Source organism: Pseudomonas sp. ArH3a (genome assembly GCF_022648765.1).
Taxonomy (GTDB): Bacteria; Pseudomonadota; Gammaproteobacteria; order Pseudomonadales; family Pseudomonadaceae; genus Aquipseudomonas.
In genome coordinates, this window is record NZ_CP080330.1 from 2,637,428 (window position 1) to 2,654,746 (window position 17,319).

Sequence of the window (17,319 nt, forward strand, 5' to 3'; positions counted from 1 at the left end):
GGCTTTAAGTCCGGGCTTTCATGAGATTATAAATAGTAATTTCACGTTCTTTAAGTGCTATTTTTTATAAGCGAATGACGCTATTTCTTAGTAAAGATATCACGAGGATGTTGAGATGAATGATGTAAAAGTTTTAGTTTTGCGCACCTGCTCCAATAACATGGGCGATCACTGCGGCCTTGTCTGGCCCGTCTCGGGTGTTGTGGAATGCAAATTTTGGGAGCCTACGAGAAAGCTCGAAAATGGGCTGTCCGGCTTGCTCTGGGGAAAGGGGGCGAGCAGCCAATTAAATATGCAAGCCGATGCTAGATGGGTGGTTTGTGAAGTTGCGATTGACGATATTATTCGTCTGGATATAGATGGGTGCGTTAAATTTCCCCGTGCTGAAGTGGTTCATGTCGGAACACGAAATAGTGCATTAGGGTACATTTCGAGTAACGTTTCAAACTATGCGTCATATTCAGCAGATCTGGTTGAACCATTTGCTTTTTCTGAAGTGCGCCCGGAAATTAACGAAGACTCTTTCAGGCCGCCGGGGGCAACAGATCAGGCGCTAAAAACGCTAGAGACAGCTGTTTATGGCAGTACGCTCACGGGCGCAAATCAGAGTCAGCTCATCGCCGGTTATGGCAGTACTGAAACCGCTGGAGATCGAAGCACCCTGATTGCGGGGTACGGGAGTACCGGAACTTCAGGTTCCGACAGTTCAATCATTGCTGGCTACGGTAGCACCCAAACCGCTGGAGAAGAAAGCTCGCTAACAGCGGGTTATGGCAGCACGCAGACAGCTCAGGAAGGCAGCGATCTCACCGCCGGTTACGGCAGTACGGGCACCTCTGGTTCCGATAGCTCCATCATTGCCGGCTACGGCAGTACTCAAACTGCCGGAGGAGAAAGCTCGCTAACAGCGGGTTATGGCAGTACGCAAACCGCTCAGGAAGGCAGCGATCTCACCGCAGGCTACGGCAGCACGGGCACCGCTGGTTCCGACAGTTCACTGATCGCCGGCTACGGCAGCACCCAAACCGCTGGAGAAGAAAGCTCGCTAACAGCGGGTTATGGCAGTACGCAAACCGCTCAGGAAGGCAGCGATCTCACCGCCGGTTACGGCAGTACGGGCACCTCTGGTTCCGACAGTTCACTGATCGCCGGCTACGGCAGTACTCAGACCGCTGGAGAGGAAAGCTCGCTAACAGCGGGTTATGGCAGCACGCAGACAGCTCAGGAAGGCAGCGATCTCACCGCCGGTTACGGCAGTACGGGCACCGCTGGTTCCGACAGTTCACTGATCGCCGGCTATGGCAGTACTCAGACCGCTGGAGAGGAAAGCTCGCTGACAGCGGGTTATGGCAGCACACAAACCGCTCAGGAAGGTAGCGATCTCACCGCAGGCTATGGCAGCACGGGCACCGCTGGCCCCGACAGTTCGCTGATCGCTGGCTATGGCAGTACACAGACTGCTGGTCATGGCAGCGTGCTTACAGCGGGCTACGGCAGTACACAAACGGCGCAGGAAGGGAGTTCGCTCACTGCTGGCTACGGCAGTACCGGGACCGCTGGCCCGGACAGTTCTCTTATTGCAGGCTATGGGAGTACTCAGACCGCGGGTCATGAAAGTAAGCTGACAGCAGGTTATGGCAGTACACAGACCGCTCAGGAAGGCAGCTCACTCACTGCGGGCTACGGCAGTACCGGGACCGCTGGCCCGGACAGTTCTCTTATTGCAGGCTATGGGAGTACTCAGACCGCGGGTCATGAAAGTAAACTGACAGCAGGTTATGGCAGTACACAGACCGCTCAGGAAGGCAGCTCACTCACTGCGGGTTACGGCAGCACCTCAACAGCCGGCTATGACAGTACACTCATTGCCGGATATGGCAGCACCCAAACCGCTGGTTACCGGAGTGTTCTGACAGCAGGCTATGGTAGTACCCAGACTGCTCAGGAAAGCAGTTCGCTCACGGCCGGCTATGGCAGTACTTCAACAGCAGGTTTCAAGAGTTCTCTAATCGCAGGTTACGGTAGTACCCAGACAACGGGTTATGAAAGCACCCTGACTGCTGGTTATGGCAGTACTCAAACCGCCCAGGACAACAGCTCCCTGACCACGGGCTATGGCAGCACTTCAACAGCCGGCTACGAAAGCTCACTTATTGCTGGCTACGGAAGTACTCAAACGGCGGGCTACAAAAGCACACTGACCGCAGGCTACGGGAGCACCCAAACTGCCCAGGAAGAAAGCTCGCTCACCACTGGTTATGGCAGTACCTCGACCGCTGGTTACAGCAGTACTTTGATCGCCGGGTACGGCAGTACTCAAACGGCGGGCTACAAAAGCACACTGACTGCAGGCTACGGCAGCACCCAAACTGCCCAGGAAGAAAGCTCGCTCACCACTGGTTATGGCAGTACCTCGACCGCTGGCTATAGCAGTACTTTGATCGCCGGGTACGGCAGTACTCAAACTGCTGGCTACAACAGCAGTTTGACGACTGGTTATGGCAGTACGTCTACCGCAGGCTATGACAGCTCACTGGTCGCAGGTTATGGAAGTACGCAGATCGCAGGCTACGAGAGCACGTTGACTGCGGGCTACGGCAGTACGCTGACTGCTCAAGACAGCAGTACGCTCACCGCTGGCTACGGCAGTACTGAAACAGCTGGGTTTTCCAGCTCATTGATCGCAGGTTATGGCAGCACCCAGACCGCTGGCTACGAGAGCACGTTAACGGCGGGCTATGGTAGTACGCAGACGGCAGAGCGCGACAGCACGCTCACCGCCGGTTATGGGAGCACAGGAACGGCAGGCCAAGACAGTTCGCTGATCGCGGGTTATGGCAGCACACTGACCAGTGGCATTCGCAGTTTCTTGACTGCGGGTTACGGGAGCACTTTGATTAGCGGGCTTCGTAGCGTACTGACGGCGGGATATGGCAGTAGCTTGACGTCCGGAATGCACAGTAGCCTGACTGCCGGATACGGTAGCAACCAGATTGCGAGTCATCGGAGTTCACTGATTGCGGGCCATGAAAGCACTCAAATTGCCGGGCACAAAAGCATGCTGATCGCCGGCAAGGGTAGCTCGCAAACTGCTGGCTATCGCAGCACGCTGATATCCGGCGCCCACAGCATTCAGATGGCCGGTGAGCGCAGCAAACTTATTGCTGGTAAAGACAGCACGCAGACTGCGGGGGACCGAAGCAAACTATTGGCTGGCAGCAACAGTTATCTCACCGCTGGAGATCGCAGCAAACTGACTGCTGGCGACGATTGTGTGCTCATGGCTGGAGATCGAAGCACGCTCACTGCTGGTAAGAACAGCGTTCTGACAGCGGGTGCCAGCAGCAGGCTCATCGGCAGCCTGGGCTCCACGCTGACTGGCGGGGAGAACTCCACACTGATTTTCAGATGCTGGGACGGGAAACGCTATACCAACAAAGTAGTCAACACAGGAAAAAATGGAGTAGAGGCTGATACGCCGTATCAAGTAGATGAAGATGGAAATATTGTGAATAAAGCAGAGGAGTAATAACGATATTTTCGAGGGGTGTAATACCTAAGCAGTGGGCCGCCGCTCTTTGGAAGGGCATTCTGCACCATGGTGGCTATGAGGTATGTTGAGTATCCACTCGTGGCCGGAAGCGGTCATGATGTGTCACGTACTTCTTTGGCTTTTGGTGGTTTGTGTTCATTCGGCAGGACGCCGGGGAGGGTGAGCTCTGTAGGAATATACAACTGTAAGTTATTGATTCTTATAGAGTGAAATGGAGAGTTTGGCACCTTTATAAGAAGTGTATTTTTCCTTATGAGTCAATTGTCTGCGAGCGTTTCGAGGTCATCTTGACATGGTGGCGTGCTTACATGATCCGGTGCTCTGAGTGAGCACCGGAAGATTGTCAATTATTTGCCTTTAGGCGCCGCGTTCCCGCGTCCGCCTCCAGATGGTTTCCCGGTGGTGCTCGGGAGGTTAGCTACCGCTGGTGCTTTCGATCCGCCAGATTTTCCTGAACTGGATCCTGCCTTTCCGCCGTTTGATTTTGACATAACCATCTCCTTGGTGACGCAAAGTAGAGTTGCACTTCCACAATAGGTGCTTTTTTGGATAGCGCGAATTCGGGAGCAGGACGCGCGCAAAACTCCCGCTACAGCCCCCGTTTTTCCGTTTGCATAATCACAAAGAGGTGGTTTTTTTGCCGACCCTAAAGTAATCACAATGCGTTTTAAAATCAACAATTTGGGTCGCTACCGTCCCCAGCAGGAGGTGCTATGGATTTGGCGTCACAAGATCTGCCCACTCCTGCATCATGGATCTGCGTTGCTCCAGGTATGCGGCGTGGTTGTATACGTCACGAATGAAGCTACTGTCTGCGTGCGCAAGTTGGCGCTCAATCCAATCCCGGTTATACCCGCGCCCGTTCATCTCAGTGGAAAACAGATGTCGGAAACCGTGGGGTGATTGTTTGCCCGTCAACCCGCATAGATCCATGACGTTGTTGGCGTAGTTGGTTCCGATCGGTGCTGTAGGATCGCTGCGATTAGTGAAGACATACCTAAGCCCGCCGGTTATGGGTAGCATGTCTTTCAGCAATTCGACGGCCTGTGTTGGTAGCGGCACCGCGTGCTCGCGCCGCGCCTTCATCTTCGCTGCCGGCGTTGTCCAGATCGCGGCATCAAGATCGATTTCAGACCACTCAGCGTGCCGGACTTCGCCCGGGCGTGAGGCTGTGTAGATCATCAGCATGATCGCCGACCGCAACTGGTGGCCTGATACGCACTGCTGGATTGTGGCAATGGTCTTAGGCAGTTCGCTGAAAGGCAGGAAGGGGTGAGGTCTGTTCTGGGCACCTTTCTCGGTTACAGCGTGCATTTCAGCTGTTGGATTCGCTTCTATAAGACCGGTGGCGATGGCGTAGCTGAACACCTGGCCCATCCGCTGCCGCACTTTTACGGCTGTGACGATAGACCCTCGCTTCTCGATGCGTCGTATCAGGCTGATCACATCGGAACGCTTGATTGAGTCGATCTGCCTGGCACCGAATGTCGGCAACACGTCTAGCTCCATCAGGTTGCTGATGATGCGATAGGTTCCAGGAGATATGCTCCCTTTCCTGAATGCCAGCCACTCGTCATACACCCGGCGGAACGTTCGCCCGCAAGCCTCTATCATTCCTGCCTTTTTTTCCTTCCTCGATTCGCGTGGATCTACGCCGCGCGCAATGTCTTCCCGCGCCTCGTCTCTTAGAGCGCGCGCGTCCTTTAGGCCCGTTTCCGGGTATGTTCCAAAAGAAATTCTTGCCTGTTTTCCAAGCCATGTGAAGCGAAAGTGCCAGCTCTTGATACCGCTATTTGCCACATAAAGCGAGAGCCCCAGAGAGTCGGGGAGGGTATACGCCTTGTCCTTAGGCTTGGCCTGTCGGGCTGCTGTGTCCGTAAGTGCCACTAGTACATCCTCTCAAAAGCATTTTCGATGTACTGAATGATGTACTAACTAAACGGCATTGGGAAGGTATTGAGTGGTACGCGGTGATACTCAAGTGTCTAGGTTTTATGGGGTTTTTGGAGGGTTCTGAGACGGGAGGGTTTTAGGTGGGAGGCTACCGTGGAATCTTTGAAGATTTCCACAGTATTTTCAGCTCGGTCAGGTATCTGGCAGGCGGCGAGTTTAGCAGTTTGATCCCTCGCCGGGCATACCGCCCCTCTGCAAGAGGCCTGTGTCGCGTCAAAGTGGCTGCAAACGCTCACCCAGGCCGCCGTTATCGGCCAATTGAAGGAACTCATCGCCCAGGCGTTGGCTCTCGCTCATCGCGGCCTGCCAGTATTTGTTGCGGCTCGGGTCATCGCCCATGAAACGCTTGAAGTCGCTGCGGTCCGGCAACTTGCCGTAGGGCAGGCGCGCCAGGTAGTCCTTGGATGGCGCGAGCAGCAACACATCCTGCAGACCCTGTTGATTGCTGCGCCGCCACGGCAGGCCTTTGTCGAACCAGCCGGGGATGACCCGGTCGGTGAAGTGCGGGTACAGCACGATGTCGTCGCCGTGGTAGGGCAGGTCGAGGTGATAGTCCAGCAGGCCACCGTCGCGGTAGGTGCCGGCGCCTGCGCCGGGCAGGTCGCGCACGCCTTGCATAACCATCGGGATCGAGCCGGATGCCAGCAGTGCCTGGCGCAGGTTGCCCAGCTCCAGCGCGAGGAAACGCGAAGGGAAATCCTTGAGCGGATGCACCGGTGGCGCCTGGCGTGGGTCGTGGATGATCAGCCGCTCGAAATGCCGCGACAGCCGCGCGCGACCGCGCAGGTTGTCGGCAATCACCGACGACAGGCCCAGGCCGAGCCGCCCACGGTGGTCATCGGCGAGCAGGCCGTGGCTTTTGACCACCATGATGTTCAGGCGATAGTCGGGGTTGTCCAGCACCCGCGCATCGCGGCCGGCGAACAGGTCATCGAGCATGCGCTGGCAGCTATGACTGACCTCGGCCATGCTCACGCCTTTGGCAAAACGCTGTTCGTTGTACAAGCGGCCAAGGTCGAGCAGGCCTTGCACTGGGTCGGGCAGGCAGGCGCTGGCAAACCGCCAGGAGCCGATGGAGGCGCCGATCAGCGCACGTTCGCGTGGCGCACGCGGCAACCAATCGCCGAACAGCGCCAGGTCAAGGCCCTGGATGCCCAGCGCCTTGGGGCCACCGGCGGCGCCGGGAAGAATGCCGACATCCGCAGGCGCCAGGCCTTGTTCGCGAATGCGCGTGAAGGCGCGTTTGCCGGCCTTGAGCGTCAAGGCGGGGAATTTGATGTGGATGGCTGTCATACCGGTCTCTTTTGAAGCGAGCGGGGCAGTATAGAAAAACTCGCAGCGTGATAGGTGAAGAAGAGCGCGAGGAAATTGCCATGGTGGCAATTCAGTTTCAGTTAAGTTGCAGCGGGTACGGTGGCCTGCGTAGGAAAAACATCCTGAAACGGAGACTTATCATGAAGCGCCTCACAGCGCTGGTCGCCGCCGGTATCATCGCCTTCTCGGCGGCACAGGCCCAAGCAGTGGACCCCGACAAGCCACTGAAATTGCCTGGCACTGTTACAATTGTCGCCTTCGATCAGCTGGAAGCCACGGCCCTGGCGCTGCACCCAGGTTCGAGCCTGCTGGACACCGACCTGGACGAGGCCTACGGCAAGTACGTTTATCAAGTCGAACTGGAAGATGCCGACGGCATCGAGTGGGAAGTCGAATTGGACGCGCTCACCGGGCACGTTCTCAAGAATCATCAGGATACGTAATGAAGGTATATCGACGCGCCAGCGGTTGGATGGTGCTGGCGCTCATGGCTTTTTGCTCAAGCCTGGCGGCCCGCGACCTCAACCAGGATGAAGCCTTGGCCTTGCGCCAGCAGGGGGTGATCCTGCCGCTGGAGCAACTGCTGCAACAGGCCATGGCGCGCTACCCGGGCTCCCGGCTGCTGGAGGCCGAGCTTGAGAAGAAGCACGGCCAATATGCCTATGAAGTGGAGCTGGTGACCACCGAGGGCGTGGTGCGCGAAATCAAGCTGGACGCAACGACCGGTGTACTGCTCAAAGATAAGGAAGACGACTGATGCGCCTGCTCCTGGTGGAAGACAACGTACCGCTGGCCGATGAGCTGCTGGCTGGCCTGCAACGCCAAGGCTACGCCGTCGACTGGCTGGCCGACGGGCGCGATGCCGCGTATCAGGGGCGCAGCGAGCCCTATGACCTGATCATCCTCGACCTTGGCTTGCCCGGCCTGCCTGGGCTGGAGGTGTTGGCGCAATGGCGCGCTGCCGCCCTGGCCACACCGGTGCTGGTCCTCACTGCCCGCGACTCCTGGGCCGAGCGTATCGAAGGGCTCAAGGCCGGCGCCGACGATTACTTGAGCAAACCCTTTCACCCCGAAGAACTGCACCTGCGCATCCAGGCCTTGCTGCGCCGTTCCCACGGCCATGCCAACCAGCCGACCTTGCAAGCCGCCGGGCTGCACCTGGATGAAGGCCGTCAGTGCGTGCTGCGCGATGGCGACGAGATTCAACTGACTGCCGCCGAATTTCGTCTGTTGCGCTACTTCATGTTGCACCCGGAACAGATCCTGTCGAAAAGCCACTTGGCCGAGCACTTGTATGATGGCGAGACCGAGCGTGATTCCAACGTATTGGAAGTGCACGTCAACCACCTGCGCCGCAAGTTGGGCCGCAGCGTGATTGAAACCCGGCGTGGCCAGGGTTACCGGTTTGGCGCCGGCCCTGCATGAAGTCCATTCAACGGCGCCTGAGCCTGGGGCTGATCAGCGTGATGGTGGTCGTCGGCGTGGTGCTGGCGCAAACCAGTTTGTGGTTGTTCGAGGCCGGTTTGCAGCGCTACCTGGAAGCCGGCTTGCGCAATGACGCCGAGAACCTGCTGGTGGCGCTGGTGCGTGGGCCGAACGGCGTGCAATTGGATGAACAACGCCTGTCACCGGCCTATCAGCGGCCGTTTTCCGGGCATTATTTTCGTATCGATTTTGCCGACATTCATTGGCGTTCCCGCTCGCTGTGGGACCAGGAATTACCGCGACTGCCCGAAGCCGGGCTCAAGGGCAACTTGCAGCTAGGCCCGGAAGGCCAGCAACTGCTGGTGTTGCGCGCGGACTACAAGCGTTTTGGCCAGTCGATTTCCATCAGCGTGGCCCAGGACTACACGCCGGTGCGGGAAAGTTTCCGTTTGATGCGTCAGATCGGCCTGGTGATGGGCCTCGCGGCATTGCTGCTGGTACTGATCCTGCAACGGGTGACCGTGCGCCGAGCCTTGCGCCCGCTGGAAACCTCTCGCGAGCAGATCGCCCAATTGCAACAGGGCCAGCGCTCGCAACTCGATACCCAGGTACCGCTGGAGCTGGAACCGCTGGTGGCGCAGATCAACCACCTGCTGGCCCACACCGAAGACAGCCTCAAGCGTTCGCGCAATGCGTTGGGCAATTTGGGGCATGCGCTGAAAACACCCTTGGCCGTGCTGTTGAGCGTGGCATCCAGCGAACAGCTCAAGGCCCATCCCGAACTGAGCAAGCTCTTGCGTGAACAGCTGGAGCACGTGCAGCAACGCCTGAATCGCGAACTCAACCGCGCGCGCCTTGCCGGTGAAACCCTGCCGGGCGCCTTGTTTGATTGCGAAAAAGAGCTGCCGGGTCTGTTGGCAACGCTAAACATGATCCACGGTGAACACCTGGACTTGAGTTACCACGTCACGCCGGGCCTGCAATTGCCGTGGGACCGCGAAGACCTGCTGGAACTGCTCGGCAACTTGCTGGACAACGCCTGCAAATGGGCGGATGCGGAAATACGCTTGGTCATCAGCGAAACGCCGCGCAGCTATCTGCTGGCTGTGGAGGACGATGGTCCCGGCATTCCGCAGAGTCAGCGCGACCAGGTGTTCAGCCGTGGCACGCGCCTGGACGAGCAAATTGATGGCCATGGCCTGGGGCTGGGGATCGTGCGGGATATCGTCGAGGTGTGGGGTGGGGTGTTGCAGTTGCAGGAGAGTGAGTTGGGCGGGCTAAAGGTGCTGATCGAATTGCCCAAGCGCCAGGCCTGACCCACCGTCATCGCGGCGTAGGTATCTACACATCTTTTTATGGGCTGAATTCTTTGGTTGTCGCGGGGGGCTGGGTACATATCCGTTGCTGCGGTAACGGCTTCGTATGGTTCCGCTCTTACAGCGGGTCACTTTTGGAAAAGAGCCCGGAATGCCGGCCCAGCCAAAAGTAACCAAAAGGGCTCTTGCCCCACCACTCGGTGCCTCGCCTAGGCTCGGCATGCCCTCACTCCGGCTTGAATCCGTGGGCCGCCGCCATGGGCCATCCTTGGCCCATGGCGGCTAACCCGGCGTCCTGCCGGGTTACCCACGGATTCAAGCCTGCGTTCGGCCAGCGTGGTTTAACGGGGCGCCTCAGATCAAGATCAAAAGCAAGAGCACGGCGGCCTAGTAGCCGACCTGAGTGGTTAGATCAAAAGCAAAACCGAGGCGGCCTGACAGCCGACCTGATATTTGAAACTGAACTCAATCTAATGTGGGAGCTGGCTTGCCTGCGATGCAGACACCTCGGTCCATCAAGTACACCGAGTTGATGCCATCGCAGGCAAGCCAGCTCCCACAGAAAAGCAGAGCACTGCGGTCTGGCAGCTAAACTCGGTCAAAATTGTGGGAGCGGGCTTGCTCGCGAAGGCGGTGGGTCAGTTACATATGAGCTGACTGACACACCGCCTTCGCGAGCAAGCCCGCTCCCACATTGGGACCTCAGTACATCAGCTAGAAAGGGTGGTGCTCTGCTTCTGCTCTGCTTCTGTCTTGCTTTTGCTTCTACCACTCAGGTCGGCTACTAGGCCGCCGTGCTCTTGCTTTTGATCTTGATCTTGATCTGAGGCGCCCCGTTAACCACGATGGCCGAACGCAGGCTTGAATCCGTGGGTAACCCGGCAGGACGCCGGGTTAGCCGCGATGGGCCAAGGATGGCCCATGGCGGCGGCCCACGGATTCAAGCCGGAGTGAGGGCATGCCGAGCCTAGGCGAGGCACCGAGTGGTGGGGCAAGAGCCCTTTTGGTTACTTTTGGCTGGGCCGGCATTCCGGGCTCTTTTCCAAAAGTGACCCGCCGTAAGGGCGGAACCAATAGCCGCCGTTACCGCAGCAACGGATATGTACTCATATCTACCTAAAAACCCGGTCAAAAACTTAGCGCAACACAAAAAGTTGCGTAGATACCTATGGCCATCGCGGGTAAGCCCGACTCCCACATTAATCATTCGACATTTTGAAGATTTAGACCCTGAACTGATCCATCAACCCCTGCTGCTGATTAGCCAGGCTGTTCAACGCCTGGCTCACCCGCGCCGATTCATTTGCCTGCTCTGACAGCGACTCGGTCACATCCCGGATCGTCGCCACGTTGCTGTTGATCTCTTCGGCCACCGCGCTTTGCTCTTCGGCGGCGCTGGCGATTTGCAGGTTCATGTCGCTGATCACCGTGACCGCCTCGCCAATCTGGCGCAGGGCGGTGACCGCTTGGCCGACTTGCTCGACACTGCCCTGGGCCTGGCGATAGCTGTTGCCCATGGAGCCGACCACTTCGGTGGTGCCGTTTTGCAGTTGCTCGATCACCACGCGGGTTTCCTCAACCGATTCCTGGGTGCGCCGCGCCAGGTTGCGCACTTCGTCGGCGACCACGGCAAACCCACGGCCGGCCTCACCGGCACGCGCGGCTTCGATGGCGGCGTTGAGTGCCAGCAGGTTGGTTTGCTCGGCAATGCCCCGAATCACTTCCAGTACCGAACCGATTTTCTCGCTATTGGCCGCCAAGCCTTCGACCTGAACCATGGCGGTGCTCATGTCCGCCGCCAGGTGCCCGATGTTGGTGGTGGTGCGGTCGATCACGGTCAAGCCTTCGCGGGTGGCCTGGTCGGCATCGCGCGCAGCGTGTGCCGCTTGGGCGGCGCTGCGGGCCACGTCCTGGGCGGTGGCGCTCATTTCGTGGGAGGCGGTGGCCACTTGGTCAACTTGGCGATATTGCTGCTCCATGCCGGCGCTGGTTTGTGTGGCAATCGCAGCGGACTGGTCGGCGGTGCCACGGGCGTCCTGAACCGAGCGTTTGACCTCGGCAATAATAGGTTGCAGCTTGTCGAGGAAGCGGTTGAACCAACCGGCCAGTTGCCCCAGCTCATCGTGTTTGTCGTAGGCCAGGCGGCGGGTCAGGTCGCCTTCGCCACTGGCAATGTCTTCCAGCATGCGCGCCACGCCGAGGATCGGCCGGGTCACGCTGCGCGCCATCAGCCACACCAGGACCAAGCCGACCACCGCCGCCAACAAGCCCAGGCTCAGTTCCAGCAAGGTGCCGCGGGTGTTATCGGCATCCAGTTGCGCCTTCAGTACTTCGGCGGGGCCGACCAGGACTGTTTCCGGCACATCCAGCAACACGCCCCACGGCTTGCCGCCGGGAATGGGTGCGAAGGGCGCCAATACCTTGAGTTGATGGTCGGTGCGCAAGCTATGGATCTGCGTGCTGGTCGCCAGTGCGCTGATCAATTGCGCGCCGCTGGCCGTGTCGACTTTATCCAGGCGCTGGCTGAGTTTGCTGGCGTCCGGGCTGTAGCCGGCGAGCAAACCGCTGGGGCTGAGGATGCTGACTTGGGTCTGGCCGTCATACAGCTTCTGGCTCGCCTGTTGGCTCACGGCCTGCAGGCTGTTGAGGTTGATGTCCACCGACAGCGAGGCGATGACTTTGCCGTTGACCATCAACGGGAACACGATGCTGGTCATCAGCACGTTTTGCCCGTCGATTACATAAAAGTACGGTTCGATCACGCAGGGTTTCAGGGAGGTGCGCGGGCACGTGAACCAGGCGTTGGCTTTTTCTCCGCTCGGCCCGACGCTGGTGTCGGCCATGTCACTTTCCGGCAGCGACATGGAAGTCAGCTTGCCCGGCGTCGGCTGCGACCAGTAAAGGGCAAAGCGGCCTTTGTCATTGCTGCCCAGCTCCGCCTGGTTGGCGAACAACTCGTCTTTGCCATCCAGCGCGTTGGCTTCGAACACGAGCGACAAACCGAGCAGGTCTGGGTTGGCCTGTAGCGCGGCCTTGACCTGGCGGGTCAGGTCTTCGCGGGTGTCGAAGGCGTCGAGGAAGCGCTTTTCGGCCTGTTCGCGCAAAAACAGCACTTGGCGGGAAAAACCATGACCGTACTGGTAGGCGTCCATGAATTGCTGGCGAATCCCCAACGCCTGCACTTCACCTTGGGCCTCGATGCGCGCCTGGGCAGACTCGTCGAGCATTTGCATACTCGAGGCTTTGACCTGCTGCGAGCTGTGCTCCATGCGATACAGCGACAGACCCACCAGCAGGGTCACGATCCCCAGCAGGCACAGGCCGGCGAGCAGGGTGATTTTCCATTGAATGGAGAGCTGTCTGAGGGGCATCGAGGAGCATCCTTAACCTGAAAACGCAGAGAGCCTCTGTATCGGCCGTTATTGTTGCTTCTTTATTATTTAAACGTTCAATTTAATGCTGAAAGCGACGCCGCTTTTTGACATGCGCGCCCGCCTGCTGCAAAGTGCGCGCCCTCTAATAAGACCTCCTAAAGCCTGCACGCCGGCAGCCAACCCCATGGCCGCTCGGAAGCGGGCATGCCTGTTTTTATGTTTCTGTCTTGAGGTAACCATGATTAACGCAGTCATCGCCGCGGTCGGCACCATGCTGGTGCTCAGTTTGTCCCGCGTGCATGTGGTCATCGCCATCATTGTTGGCGCCCTGGTGGGTGGCTTGACCGGTGGCCTGGGCATTGAGGCCACGCTCAAGGCCTTCAACGGCGGTTTGGGTGGCGGCGCGACCGTGGCGTTGTCCTACGCCTTGCTCGGCGCTTTCGCGGTGGCGATTGCCAAGTCCGGCCTGGCCCATGCCCTGGCGGACAAGGCGTTGACGCTGGTGGACCGCCAGGAAGCCACCGGCGGCAGCCACGTCAAATGGCTGCTGATCGGCCTGTTGTGGGTGGTGGCGATTGCCTCGCAGAACATCCTGCCGATCCACATCGCATTTATCCCGCTGCTGGTGCCGCCACTGTTATACGTGCTGACCAAGCTGCAACTGGACCGCCGGCTGATCGCCTGTGTAATGACCTTCGGCCTGATCACCCCGTATATGTTCCTGCCGGTGGGCTTCGGCAATATCTTTCTCAACCAGATCCTGCTGGCCAACGTGGCCAAGAGCGGCGTGGACATCAGCCAGGTCAACGTCACCCACGCCATGGGCCTACCGGCGCTGGGCATGGTGGTTGGCTTGCTGGTGGCGGTGTTTGTCAGTTACCGCAAAAAACGCGTGTACGACCTGGAGAAAATCGAGCGGGTCGAGCAGGTGGCAGTGCAGTACAACCCGCTGACCCTGCTGGTGGCCGGGCTGGCGATTGCTTCGGCGTTCATCATTCAGCTGTGGCTGGACTCGATGATCATCGGCGCCCTGGCTGGGTTCCTGATCTTTTCGGTGTCGGGCATTGTGCGCTGGCGCGAAACCGACGATTTGTTCACCGAAGGCATGAAGATGATGGCGATGATCGGCTTCATCATGATCGCCTCCTCGGGCTTTGCCGAAGTGCTCAAGGCCACCGGTGACGTGCGCTCGCTGGTGGAAGCCTCGGCGGCGTTTATCGGCCACAGCCGTGGCGTGGGCGCGTTGCTGATGTTGCTGGTGGGGCTGCTGGTGACGATGGGCATTGGTTCGTCGTTTTCCACGGTGCCGATTCTTGCGGCGATTTTTGTGCCGTTGTGTGTGCAACTGGGGTTCAGCCCGCTGGCCATTGTGTGCATCGTCGGCACCGCAGGTGCGCTTGGCGATGCTGGCTCGCCTGCGTCGGATTCCACCCTCGGGCCGACCTCTGGGCTCAATATTGATGGTCAGCACCATCACATCTGGGACACAGTGGTGCCGACCTTCTTGCACTACAACATTCCGTTGTTGGCGTTTGGGTGGCTGGCAGCGATGACCCTTTAGTGCTTGCAGGCGTGTAGCGACACCCTCGGTGATTGAGGCTAAACAGAGAATTTGCCTGAAGGTGCTCTTTTTTATGTAAGACCTTTCTCTATTCGGCACTCAGGCAGCATCTGTGCGGTATTTGGGTGGCAAGGGTCTTTACATTCTTGAGCATCTTATTCGCCGCTCAGGTACACCGATGAAAACGCTGATCCTTTTCCTAGCCATCCTGACCATGGCAGGCTGCACCACGGGCCCGAAAAACCTCATCGCAAAAAACGGTTACGCCATAGACACCACACATGAGTCCCAAAGCCAGAACGAACGGGTCCGTCATTTAGTCCTGCATTACACAGTCCTTGACGACCACCACTCCCTTCAAGCGCTGACCAGCGGCACCGCCAGCGCTCATTACCTGGCTTTTACTACGCCGCCCACGCACCACGAACTACCCGTAGCTCTGCAGTTGGTGCCGGAGGGGAGGCGCGCCTGGCACGCCGGGGTCAGCCAATGGGCAAGCCGCAATAACCTTAATGACACGTCTATCGGCATCGAAATCGTCAATGCTGGCTTTATCGAGGGACCCACCGGGCGGCTATGGTTCCCGTACACGGAAGCACAGCTGACGTTGGTCAAGCGCCTCTCAGCAGACTTGATCAAGCGTTATGGCATCGAGCCGCAAAATGTGGTCGCTCACAGTGACATTGCCCCTTTGCGTAAATCAGACCCCGGCCCGTTATTTCCCTGGCAGGCATTTTCCGAACACGGCATAGGCGCTTGGCCCGACGCGGCCACTGTACAAAAGCACCTTGCCAAGCGCCCTGAGTCCCAACGGGTTGAAGCCGGTACGTTGCAAAAAGCCCTTGCTGCTTATGGCTACAAAATTGCGCAAACCGGAGTGCTGGACGAAGAAACCCGCCAAGTGTTTCGCGCGTTCCAAATGCATTTTCGTCCGGCTGGTATCTCGGGTATCCCCGACGCCCAGACCGAGGCTATTGCATTGGCCCTGGTGGAAAAATACAGACCCTGAGCGCCAAGGAGTACCGACCTGAAGGGTGAGCTCGGCGACACGTCGTTTGAGTCCTTTAGAATCCAGGCAGTTGGCCGTTAACCTCTCAAGTCGCCCCTAATAAGAGAGAAATGCCATGCGTCTGAGCTTGAAGGCCAAAGTCCTGTCCCTCGCCGTCGTGCCGGTGTTGTTGTTTGCTGTGGTCATCAGCCTGACCACCGTGTGGATCCTCCAGGGCCAGGCGCGCAACGAGGTGGATGAAACCCGCCAGCGCCTGCTCAACAACGCCAAGGCCACCCTGCAAAGCTATGTAGAAGTGGCCATGACCACCGTCAAACCGCTCTACGACGCTGCCGCCCCTGGTGATACCGCCGCGCGGGCTGAGGTGGTCAAGTTGCTCTCCAACACCACCTACGGCAAGGACGGTTACTTTTTCGGCTACGACTCCGAGACCATTCGCCTGTTCAAGGGCAACAGCCCGGACGGCGTGGGCAAGAGCTTCAAGGACAACCGCGACCCTAACGGCGTCTACGTCAACCGCGACCTGGTCAAGGTCGGCAAGGATGGCACTCACTACCTGCAATACAGCTCGACCCAGCCCGGCCAGAGTGAACTGGTGCCCAAGCTCGGCTACACCGAATACCTGCCCAAGTGGGACATGGTGATTGGTACCTCGGTGAACCTCGATGGTATCGAAGCCCAGGTGGCGGTGGTCGAAGCCAAGGTTGAGAAACGCATGGAAGGCGTGCTGCTGAGCATTCTTGGTGTCGCTGTGGTGGTGTTGCTGGTGATTGCCGCCGTGGGCATGGTGACGGCCAATACCATCCTGCGTCCGTTGAGCTTGATGAAAGCCAACCTCGACGATATCGCGGCGGGCGAGGGTGACTTGACCCGCCGTCTGGCGATCACCAGCCAAGATGAACTGGGCGATCTGGCCGGTGCGTTCAACCGGTTTGTCGACAAGATCCACGGGCTGGTGCGCCAGATCACCGAGATGACCTCGCAGCTCACCGGGCTGGTCGGGCAGGTGTCTGAGCAAGCCCAACGCTCGGAAACCGCGATGGAGCGCCAGCGTCACGAAACGGACCAAGTGGCCACGGCCATTAACCAGATGTCCTCCGCGGCCCACGAAGTCGCCCGCAGTGCCCAGGGCGCCGCCGTCGCTGCGCAACAGACCGACGCCGAGGGCCAGGCGGCCAAGCGCGTGGTAGACGGCAGCATCGCGCAGATCCATGCGCTGGTGAACGACATTCGCAGCAGCGGCGTGTCCCTCGACAGCCTGCAGCAGGATGTGTCGTCGATTGTCAGCGTGCTCGGGGTGATCCGCTCGATTGCTGAACAGACCAACCTGCTGGCGCTCAACGCCGCCATCGAAGCCGCGCGGGCCGGTGAGGCCGGGCGCGGTTTTGCCGTGGTCGCCGACGAAGTGCGCGCCCTGGCCAGCCGCACCCAGACCAGCACCCAGGAAATCCAGGGCATGATCGACCGCCTGCAAAAAGGCACCGAAGCCGCCGTGGACGCGATGCGCCGCTCCAGCGATGCCGGCGACGGCACCTCGGCCCAGGCCAACCAGGCCGGGGCGTCGCTGGACACCATGGCCCAACTGATCGGCACCATCAACTCAATGAACGCGCAAATCGCCAGCGCCGCCGAAGAGCAGACCGCCGTGGCCGAAGAGATCAACCGCAGCGTGCATCAGATAGCCGTGGCGGTGGACAGCGTGGCCGACGAAACCCAACTGGGCGCCCAGACCTCACGCAGCCTGGCGGATTTGGGCCAGCGCTTGGGGCAATTGGTGGGGCAGTTCAGGATCTGATCTTCAGTGCATGGCCGGC

11 protein-coding genes are annotated in these 17,319 nt (G+C 58.9%); 8 read left to right on the forward strand and 3 right to left on the reverse strand.

Annotation, left to right across the window (positions count from 1 at the left end; all coding sequences use genetic code 11):
• Window positions 1–115 precede the first annotated feature (115 nt).
• Window positions 116–3,529 carry an Ice nucleation protein gene (locus K0P33_RS12135; protein WP_242155430.1) on the forward strand — a complete coding sequence of 1,138 codons (3,414 nt, stop codon included), beginning with the start codon at window positions 116–118 and terminating at the stop codon, window positions 3,527–3,529.
• 735 nt (window positions 3,530–4,264) lie between these two features.
• Here the strand turns inward: K0P33_RS12135 and K0P33_RS12140 are convergent.
• Window positions 4,265–5,440 (reverse strand): integrase arm-type DNA-binding domain-containing protein, encoded by a 1,176-nt coding sequence (locus K0P33_RS12140; protein ID WP_094953705.1) that lies wholly within the window; start codon window positions 5,438–5,440, stop codon window positions 4,265–4,267.
• 279 nt (window positions 5,441–5,719) lie between these two features.
• Window positions 5,720–6,799, reverse strand: a complete 1,080-nt coding sequence (locus tag K0P33_RS12145) for a hypothetical protein (RefSeq protein WP_094953706.1) — start codon at window positions 6,797–6,799, stop codon at window positions 5,720–5,722.
• Between the two features lie 161 nt (window positions 6,800–6,960).
• On the opposite strand from K0P33_RS12145, the gene K0P33_RS12150 reads away from it, so the two are divergent.
• From K0P33_RS12150 to K0P33_RS12165, 4 genes are read left to right on the forward strand one after another with little or no spacing between them, the layout of a single operon-like run.
• Window positions 6,961–7,263: a PepSY domain-containing protein gene (locus K0P33_RS12150; RefSeq protein WP_094953707.1), complete on the forward strand. Its 303-nt coding sequence runs from the start codon at window positions 6,961–6,963 to the stop codon at window positions 7,261–7,263.
• On the forward strand, window positions 7,263–7,577 hold the full coding sequence (locus tag K0P33_RS12155) for a PepSY domain-containing protein (RefSeq protein WP_094953708.1): 315 nt from the start codon (window positions 7,263–7,265) through the stop codon (window positions 7,575–7,577). Before K0P33_RS12150 ends, K0P33_RS12155 begins: the two co-directional genes overlap by 1 nt.
• Entirely contained in the window at window positions 7,577–8,245 is a 669-nt protein-coding gene (locus K0P33_RS12160; RefSeq protein WP_094953709.1) for a response regulator transcription factor, read from the forward strand. The genes K0P33_RS12155 and K0P33_RS12160 overlap by 1 nt, the downstream gene beginning before the upstream one ends.
• Window positions 8,242–9,561 (forward strand): sensor histidine kinase, encoded by a 1,320-nt coding sequence (locus K0P33_RS12165; RefSeq protein ID WP_094953710.1) that lies wholly within the window; start codon window positions 8,242–8,244, stop codon window positions 9,559–9,561. The genes K0P33_RS12160 and K0P33_RS12165 overlap by 4 nt, the downstream gene beginning before the upstream one ends.
• A 1,223-nt stretch (window positions 9,562–10,784) precedes the next feature.
• On the opposite strand, the gene K0P33_RS12170 is transcribed toward K0P33_RS12165, so the two are convergent.
• The gene (locus K0P33_RS12170) at window positions 10,785–12,932 is read right to left on the reverse strand and encodes a methyl-accepting chemotaxis protein (protein ID WP_094952541.1); all 2,148 of its coding nucleotides are present in this window, start codon (window positions 12,930–12,932) and stop codon (window positions 10,785–10,787) included.
• 244 nt (window positions 12,933–13,176) lie between these two features.
• Between K0P33_RS12170 and K0P33_RS12175 the strand changes: the two genes are divergently transcribed.
• From K0P33_RS12175 to K0P33_RS12185, 3 genes are all read left to right on the forward strand, one after another.
• Window positions 13,177–14,496, forward strand: coding sequence for a Na+/H+ antiporter NhaC family protein (locus K0P33_RS12175; protein WP_176462983.1), 1,320 nt, complete (start codon window positions 13,177–13,179; stop codon window positions 14,494–14,496).
• A 178-nt stretch (window positions 14,497–14,674) separates the two neighbouring features.
• On the forward strand, window positions 14,675–15,505 hold the full coding sequence (locus K0P33_RS12180; protein ID WP_094952543.1) for an N-acetylmuramoyl-L-alanine amidase: 831 nt from the start codon (window positions 14,675–14,677) through the stop codon (window positions 15,503–15,505).
• A gap of 115 nt (window positions 15,506–15,620) precedes the next feature.
• Window positions 15,621–17,300 carry a methyl-accepting chemotaxis protein gene (locus tag K0P33_RS12185; protein WP_094952544.1) on the forward strand — a complete coding sequence of 560 codons (1,680 nt, stop codon included), beginning with the start codon at window positions 15,621–15,623 and terminating at the stop codon, window positions 17,298–17,300.
• Window positions 17,301–17,319: the final 19 nt, after the last annotated feature.

What these genes read in the sequence shown, in the direction of transcription:
- K0P33_RS12135 (WP_242155430.1), top strand. Translation starts at nt 116, where the DNA reads ATGAATGATGTAAAAGTTTTAGTTTTGCGCACCTGCTCCAATAACATG.
- K0P33_RS12145 (WP_094953706.1), bottom strand. Translation starts at nt 6,799, where the DNA reads ATGACAGCCATCCACATCAAATTCCCCGCCTTGACGCTCAAGGCCGGC.
- K0P33_RS12150 (WP_094953707.1), top strand. Translation starts at nt 6,961, where the DNA reads ATGAAGCGCCTCACAGCGCTGGTCGCCGCCGGTATCATCGCCTTCTCG.
- K0P33_RS12155 (WP_094953708.1), top strand. Translation starts at nt 7,263, where the DNA reads ATGAAGGTATATCGACGCGCCAGCGGTTGGATGGTGCTGGCGCTCATG.
- K0P33_RS12160 (WP_094953709.1), top strand. Translation starts at nt 7,577, where the DNA reads ATGCGCCTGCTCCTGGTGGAAGACAACGTACCGCTGGCCGATGAGCTG.
- K0P33_RS12165 (WP_094953710.1), top strand. Translation starts at nt 8,242, where the DNA reads ATGAAGTCCATTCAACGGCGCCTGAGCCTGGGGCTGATCAGCGTGATG.
- K0P33_RS12170 (WP_094952541.1), bottom strand. Translation starts at nt 12,932, where the DNA reads ATGCCCCTCAGACAGCTCTCCATTCAATGGAAAATCACCCTGCTCGCC.
- K0P33_RS12180 (WP_094952543.1), top strand. Translation starts at nt 14,675, where the DNA reads ATGAAAACGCTGATCCTTTTCCTAGCCATCCTGACCATGGCAGGCTGC.
- K0P33_RS12185 (WP_094952544.1), top strand. Translation starts at nt 15,621, where the DNA reads ATGCGTCTGAGCTTGAAGGCCAAAGTCCTGTCCCTCGCCGTCGTGCCG.